Origin of the sequence: Antarctobacter heliothermus (assembly GCF_900188425.1) — a bacterium.
GTDB lineage: Bacteria > Pseudomonadota > Alphaproteobacteria > Rhodobacterales > Rhodobacteraceae > Antarctobacter > Antarctobacter heliothermus.
In genome coordinates this window covers 1-1,537 of the sequence record NZ_FZON01000143.1, presented here as the reverse complement: position 1 = coordinate 1,537, position 1,537 = coordinate 1, and the positions used below count along the sequence as shown (strand labels likewise).

Sequence of the window (1,537 nt, the reverse complement as noted above, 5' to 3'; positions counted from 1 at the left end):
GACGACGCAAAAGCAACCAAACGGAGGATGAAAGATGCAACGGCTGATCTGGGCAATGATCCCGATGTGCTTCGCGACTGGTTGCGCACCCGTGGCCGTGAGTGAACCCGCGCTTTGTGCTGAACTGGACGAACCCACGCGCGCCCATGCAGCCGCCCTGGCAGAGGATGCAGGCACTCAGCCCGTGGTCTCTGGCGCGCATCTGATCCGCCTGATCGATGCAGGCTGCGGGAGGCCGCGATGAAGTCCCTCGACCCCGCGTTTCAGGCCCATCTGGATGAGGGCACAACGACGCTTTGCTGGTGCTGGCGCATTTTGCGCGCGGATGGTTTGAGCCTTGGCTTTACCGATCATGATGTCGCTTTCAGCTTTGACGGCACCGGCTTTGAGCCCGAAAGCGGGCTGACAGCCTCCGAGATCCGTTCAGGCTCTGACCTGTCGGTCGACGCCCAGGACGCTGAAGGCGTGCTGAGTTCCAACAGGATCACCGAGACCGATATTCTCGACGGCCGCTGGGACAATGCGGAGGTCGAGGTCTGGCGAGTGAACTGGGTCAACACAGACCAGCGGGCCCTGTTGCGTCGCGGTGCCATCGGCCAAATCCGGCGCGGGCGGCTCGCCTTCGTCGCAGAGGTGCGCTCACTTGCCCATGTGCTTGGCCAGACGGTGGGGCGGACGTTTCAGGCGACCTGTGACGCGGCAGTTGGCGACGGGAGCTGCGGCGTCGATCTCGACGCGGCAACCTTCAAGGGCACGGGCGCCGTGATCGATCTCCTGCGGGACCGGACATTCACCGCCTCGGAACTGGGTGGCTTTACCGCGGGATGGTTCACCTTCGGCACGCTGGACTGGACGGGCGGGGCCAACGCGGGGCGGCGCGCCGAGATCATCGCGCATGACGTGACCGACGGCATTGCGGCGCTGACATTGCTGGAAGCGCCGGTGCGACCGATCGTGGAGGCTCACACCTTCACCATCCGCGCGGGCTGCTACAAGCGCATGGAGACCTGTGGCGCAAAATTCGCCAACACCGCCAACTTCCGCGGTTTCCCACACATCCCCGGCCAGGATGCGGTTCTGCGCTACGCGACGAAGGACGGCGGACATGAGGGAGCCGAGCTGTGAACGTCGTTTCCAGCGGAAACGACGGGCGGCAGTGCATCGCATCGCGATGCGTGAGAGCCAGCACCGACCCCGAGCGTGTCATCGTCATTGCGCGCTCCTGGCTGGGCACGCCCTATCATGATCAGGCGAGCCTGCGCGGCGTCGGCTGCGACTGCCTCGGGCTGGCGCGCGGTGTCTGGCGGGAGGTCGTCGGACCAGAGCCATTTCCGATCCCGCCCTACAGCCGGGACTGGGGTGAGACCGGCCCGCGCGAGGTGCTGGCCGAGGGGGCGCGAGGTATGATGCGGGAAATTGCCCCGTCCGAGGCCAGTCCCGGCGCGCTGGTCCTGTTCCGCATGACCCCGCGCGCCATCGCAAAACACGTCGGGATCCTGACCGGGCCCGACACGTTCCTCCACGCCTATGAGCGCCT

General features: G+C 65.8%; 2 protein-coding genes. Both read left to right on the top strand.

Features of this window, described 5'->3' with window-relative positions; genetic code table 11:
• Positions 1-240 precede the first annotated feature (240 nt).
• A complete protein-coding gene (locus CHB90_RS25930) occupies positions 241-1,125 on the top strand; it encodes a DUF2163 domain-containing protein (protein WP_089280560.1) in 885 nt (294 codons plus the stop codon).
• Positions 1,126-1,175: 50 nt separating this feature from the next.
• Positions 1,176-1,537: NlpC/P60 family protein (locus CHB90_RS25925; protein ID WP_089280562.1), on the top strand; the 362-nt coding region annotated here is incomplete at its 3' end.